Here is a 5,990-nt window from a genome sequence, read left to right as displayed (position 1 = left end):
CATTTTCTTAAGCTCTAAAAAATTGCCGGGGTGGGAAGGAAAAAAAGCTTGCATCCTCAAATCAACTCTGATACAATTATGTTATTGGATGGTACTCGCCCATACGCTAGACTTTTTATTCAACGCAAAAAATATTAAGCGATCGCTCAACTAACTCTTTTAGTTGAAATTTCCACCCCTAAAATTAAATACTGAGAATAAAATATTTAGAGCTTGCTGATTAAATATAAAAGCCTTGACAGATAAAGCCAAGTGCCTTTTTAGGTCTGGAAAAAGTACAAACTTTTAGGTCAAAAAGGTTCAAAAATTTATGATTTTTTGCTCAAAATTTAGATAAAAATCACTCTTATACCAATACTAAAAGACTTCTTCAGCAAGCCCTATTTATATATTATAAATCCCCTAAAAAGGGGATAAAATATTTAACTTAATTAGAAAAGTTATTACTCAACTCCAACTGAATCTTTTCTCTTTGTAGAAACTTACCAATTAACACCAACTTAGTTTCCCTAATCTCATCTTTTTGCCAAAGACGGTCATAAAAATAATCAAAGCGATCGCCTACCCCCTGCAAAACCAAACGCATAGACTTATTTGGCACTGCCACAAAACCCTTAACCCGATAAATCTCATAATTTGCCACTAAACCCTTCAACTTTTCAACCAACTCTTTCGGTTCAAACTCTTGCTCTAAAATTAAATTTACAGAATTAACTTCATCATCATGTTCATGTTCCTCCTCCGTATCATGGTGACTAGGACGAGAATCTAAATTATCCTCAACAGCAGCATTAAAACCCAACAATAAATCAGGATTAATTTCCCCTCCAATACAAGGAACTATCTTAACAGTTTTAGGCAACTGTTCCTTCAACCAATTTTGCACCTTATTAGAAGTAGCTTCATCCACCGAATCAACCTTAGTTAATAACACCAAATCAGCACAAGCCAACTGGTCTTCAAATAACTCCTCAATAGGTGTTTCATGGTCTAAATTTGGGTCAGCTTGACGTTGAGCTTCCAAAGCATCAATATCCCCAACCAAACTACCATTTGCCACTGCCTCACAATCAACAACAGTCACAACACCATCCACCGTAGCAGAAGTCTTAATTTCCGGCCAACGAAATGCTTGTACCAAAGGTTTTGGTAATGCCAACCCAGAAGTTTCTATTAAAATAGAATCAATTTTTTCTCGACGTTTTAATAATTCTTGCATAGTCGGAAAAAATTCTTCTTGCACAGTGCAACAAAGACAACCATTCGTTAGTTCAACAATATTATTATTAACATCTTCATCATCACAAACTTGACAAGAACGTAGTAACTCTCCATCTATACCAACCTCACCAAATTCATTTACCAAAACAGCAATGCGACGACCTTGATTATTTTGTAATAAATGGCGAATTGTCGTAGTTTTACCACTACCAAGAAAACCTGTAATTACAGTAACTGGAATTTTAGCACTCATAATTTTATTATTTTAGGGAATAGGGATTTATTAATGGATAATGGATAATTAATAATTGATAATTACCCCTCCCTTTTAGGCAAAGGATTTACTAAAAGGAAAAAATTGATTTTTTTCCCTTTCAAGGAGAGGCTTTAAAGCAGAATTATTTAATTATTAATTATTTTGTACCTCATAACTTCGGAATCTGGTGTTAATAAGGTTGCTATATTTCTTAAGTATCTGCAAAAGTTAACGGTGGAACTCTTGCCAAAACACCTTTTTTTAGTTTTTCAGGTCGTTCCGACCAAGACAATAATCCATCAGGTTTAGAATAATAAAGACTTGCACATTCTAATATTGCTTCTGACATTTCAGAAACAGTTTCAGTTTGATAAGGTATATCTCCAAATACATAAGTATGCTTACCAGGAGCAGCAAAAGAAACAGCACAAAAGTGACTACAAGCACTCATACATTCTACTGGTTTGATGCAAAAGCTATTACTTAATTGCCAATTTTGATGCTGTTGGGAAAGTTGTTTCAGTAGTTTTTCTCCCCCACTAATACCTTGTCTTTTTCCATCTTGCCAAATACTGGCACAAGTAGTACAAACAAATAGAGTATGTGACGTTGACATTTTATTTTTTTTTGATAATTTGTAGGAATCAATTGAATTGTGGTACAGCAATTCTCATACATAAATTACTCAGGTGAAAATTTTAGCTTTTATTGTTCCTCTAGTTTGATTTTTGGATGACTGTAGTTCGTCAAGTCTTAGTGTAGAAAATCTATTTTTCCTAATATTATTTAAGAGTAATCTGTTCAAAAACTTCACAGTCACTTGGGGTGTGTAAAATTGATTGGAGTTTCATCGCGATTCAATTAAATAAAATATACAACCTAAAACTTTCTTCAATAAAGACCTTCACAAGGAATATAAAGGAAAAAAATAACTACCTTGCGGATTTTAGCTATCATAGCTAAGACCTTTGTTAACGAAGTTATAAGTTGTTTTTGTAATGAGGATTTTGAGAAACCTTCCAAAAAAATTGTGCTTGAAAATTCAGGGTTTTAGAAAAAATTATTTTGACAAATTCAGAGTAATTCAGAGTAATTCAGAGTAATTAATTAGGTGAAATAGAGTAACTACTCAAGGGTTAATAAAATACTTCTTTCTATCTCCTTAATCCTCAAATCATGCTGTCATTCAGAAAAGCTAAAATAAATGTACCTGACTAACTTGAAAAGTATTATCTGAGCTACAATATAGCATTTGTGAAAAACACCACTCCAATAGCACTTATGGCTAAACCTAAAAAACGGATTAAAGCCAAGAATTGATTTTGCCAATAATTACTAACTAATTCAGTAAACTTCATTGCCAATAATGCTATGAATAATTGAATAGCAGTAAAGCCTATCAAATATGCTAATAATGGTGTCATTTCTGCACCAATAATTGCTTCTCCATAAGCATAACCATGAAATATGCCAGCAATACCAGCAAAAATAATTAGTAATAAAGTATTTAGCTTTTGTTTAAAAGCTAACATTACACCAAAAACAACTACTGAAAAGGCGATAGCTATTTCTGTTAAAGGCAAATCAATACTGAGAAGATGAATACCTGTTCCTAGCATTGCTGTAGCGAGAAAAGATGCTAATATTAATATACCATTAGGGATTGTTGCTGCTATTAATCCGACTGCCACCACAAAAGCCAAATGATCGATTCCAATTATGGGATGTCCCATACCGGAAAGTAAACCTTCCCAAAAATTAGCTGGTGTTATACCCCCCATTGGATGGTGAGCTATTGCTGATTCTACTGTGCTGAAGAAAATTAAACTTGCACAGGTAAATATTACAGTAGCCTTGATTGTCTTAAACTGATTTTCCGCCCTAAATTTTGTAGATTTGCTATGTTTATATATCATCCGTACCTCGCAGATGTATTGTCTTCATGATTTTGTTTTAATGTTGGTGGGCATTCTGGCTTCAATAAATTTTATATTTTATATTTAAAAAATTAAAAATATAAAATTAAAATTATCTCACAGTTGCGGGACAGCGTTGGATTTGCACCAAACTTTCCCCCTTACGTCTAACGGCTGACCTCCGCTAGATCCAACATAGATTAGTTATCGTATCACAGTATTCCTCATCTGACTCAAATCACTTTTAATTTTTACAAAAATTTCCACATTTTATTCTGCAAAAATTTGTTCAAGCTAGGGCGTGTCATCAATTGAGAATTGAGAATTGAGAATAACGAGTAATTACTTTCCCGCACATTCACCGAATCAATAAGAGTAAGTTTTTCCAAGGAACTTCCCCTAATTATCTTGAAAAAACAGCTTCCACAAAGAGGTGGTTGTATGTATGCTGTAGGTGTCAACCTCTTTAATTGATGACACATCCTAGCAGGTCATTTCAGTTATTAGTTAGCCTCCTTGTTGTGAATGTCGAAGGGTATTTTACGGATAATTAAACAAATCTACTTAGTTATTATGTAACATTAAAATTCCTCAAATAAAAATATATAGAATATAATTTAAAATAGAATAAAATAGAAGTATCAATTATCAAATCCGACTTCAATATAACCAAAGTAAGGAGTTGAACTCAAGCACTTATCCTCAAATAACACGATTTAACCCCTTCATCATATAGTAAATATCACCATCACCAAGGAAAAAAAACAAATATGTCCAGATACGATTCCCACCTTAAATGTTCATTTTGTGGTAAGTCGCAAGATCAAGTCCGCAAATTAATAGCAGGTCCAGGGGTTTATATTTGCAATGAATGCGTAGAACTTTGTAACGAGATATTAGAAGAAGAATTATTTGAATTTAGCAAAAATACTACTTCCGCTAGTCTAATAGAACCACAATTAGAAAATCAAAGGCATTCAGGTAAGAAAAAAATTCCTTTAGAAAAAGTTCCCAAACCTACAGAAATTAAGCAATATTTAGACGATCGTGTAATTGGACAACACGAGGCAAAAAAAGTTCTATCAGTAGCAGTATACAATCACTACAAACGTTTGAGTTGCCAAACAAAAAATTATTCCCAGAAGAGTGTTGACTCTGATGTGGAATTACAAAAATCTAATATTCTCTTGATGGGTCCCACAGGTTGTGGTAAGACTTTATTAGCTCAAACCTTAGCCGAACTACTAGATGTACCATTTGCAGTAGCAGATGCAACAACTCTTACCGAAGCTGGTTATGTAGGAGATGACGTAGAAAATATTTTATTAAGGTTATTACAAGTAGCAGATTTGGATATAGAAACTGCTCAAAGAGGAATTATATATATAGATGAAATAGATAAAATTGCCCGTAAAAGTGAACATACTTCTATCACGCGAGATGTATCTGGAGAAGGAGTACAACAAGCTTTACTAAAAATATTGGAAGGGACAGTAGTAAATGTTCCCCCACAAGGTGGACGTAAACATCCCTATCAAGATTTTATTCAGCTTGATACTAGCTCAATTTTGTTTATTTGTGGTGGTGCTTTTGTGGGTCTGGAGAAAATTGTTGAACAACGACAGGGAAAAAAATCGTTGGGTTTTATTCAGACCGAAAATATTAATCAAGGTAGTATAGCTTTACCATCAAAAGAAAAAAGGAATATTAATGTACTGAAAAATTTAGAACCAGATGACTTAGTAAAATTTGGTTTAATACCAGAGTTTATTGGACGAATGCCAGTTTTAACAGTAATTGACCCATTAGATGAAACTGCATTAATGAAAATATTAACCGAACCACAGAATGCTTTAGTTAAACAATATCAAAAATTATTGAAGATGGATAATGTCAAGTTGGAATTTCATAAGGAAGCTCTAACGGCGATCGCTCAAGAAGCATATAGACGTAAAACTGGAGCTAGAGCATTACGAGGTATTTTAGAAGAGTTAATGTTAGATATTATGTATGAATTACCATCGCGTCAAGATGTTACCCGCTTCACTATTACTAAAGAAATGGTAGACAAACGTTCTACTGCTGAGTTACTATGGCATCCCGCATGGCATAAACAACATGAGTCCGCTTAGAAGTTGTCTGTTCGAGATTAGATTTTAATGGGATATCATCAATTATTCTTCAGCCCTTGTGGTCAATGTAAAATGTAAAATTTCAACTAAGAATCATTAGACATCTCTAGAAAAGAGGCAACAGGCAACAGGCAATAGGAAGAAATAATTGATAATTTATGGATAAGAATTGATTTGATTTTTGATTTTTGGAGATGTCTATTTAGGTTTTATATTCCCTGTTGTCTTTGACAAAAATTGGATATATGGTCGAAATGTTAAAACCCCAGGGACGTTCTATAGAACGTCTCTACATTAGACATCTCCAATAATCAAAAATAACCCTATTATCGTACATAAATCATCAATTATTTCGGCGTTGGTAAATCAAGAGATGAAACTTTAAGAGTAATCTGTTTCTAATACTTCTAAATATCTAACCAGAGTAAGTAATGGGTATCATCACAAAAAGTCGGTACGCGGGAA

Annotated in this window: 4 protein-coding genes and 1 riboswitch; of the genes, 1 reads left to right on the top strand and 3 read right to left on the bottom strand. The window is 33.4% G+C overall.

Going from position 1 to position 5,990, the window contains the following annotated elements:
- Nucleotides 1-427 precede the first annotated feature (427 nt).
- The 3 genes from cobW to AFK68_RS14425 form a co-directional block, all read right to left on the bottom strand.
- Nucleotides 428-1,474: a cobalamin biosynthesis protein CobW gene (cobW, locus tag AFK68_RS14435; RefSeq protein WP_094673410.1), complete on the bottom strand. Its 1,047-nt coding sequence runs from the start codon at nt 1,472-1,474 to the stop codon at nt 428-430.
- 214 nt (nt 1,475-1,688) lie between these two features.
- The gene (locus tag AFK68_RS14430; protein ID WP_094673409.1) at nt 1,689-2,093 is read right to left on the bottom strand and encodes a DUF1636 domain-containing protein; all 405 of its coding nucleotides are present in this window, start codon (nt 2,091-2,093) and stop codon (nt 1,689-1,691) included.
- Nucleotides 2,094-2,715: 622 nt separating this feature from the next.
- Nucleotides 2,716-3,393: a HupE/UreJ family protein gene (locus AFK68_RS14425; protein WP_094673408.1), complete on the bottom strand. Its 678-nt coding sequence runs from the start codon at nt 3,391-3,393 to the stop codon at nt 2,716-2,718.
- A gap of 27 nt (nt 3,394-3,420) precedes the next feature.
- A riboswitch (cobalamin riboswitch) is annotated at nt 3,421-3,603 on the bottom strand.
- 560 nt (nt 3,604-4,163) lie between these two features.
- On the opposite strand from AFK68_RS14425, the gene clpX reads away from it, so the two are divergent.
- Entirely contained in the window at nt 4,164-5,525 is a 1,362-nt protein-coding gene (gene clpX / locus AFK68_RS14420; RefSeq protein WP_094671791.1) for an ATP-dependent protease ATP-binding subunit ClpX, read from the top strand.
- Nucleotides 5,526-5,990: the final 465 nt, after the last annotated feature.

Origin of the sequence: Hydrocoleum sp. CS-953, assembly GCF_002260545.1 — a bacterium.
In the GTDB taxonomy this organism is placed as follows: domain Bacteria; phylum Cyanobacteriota; class Cyanobacteriia; order Cyanobacteriales; family Microcoleaceae; genus Trichodesmium.
This window is presented reverse-complemented; position numbering and strand designations above follow the sequence as displayed.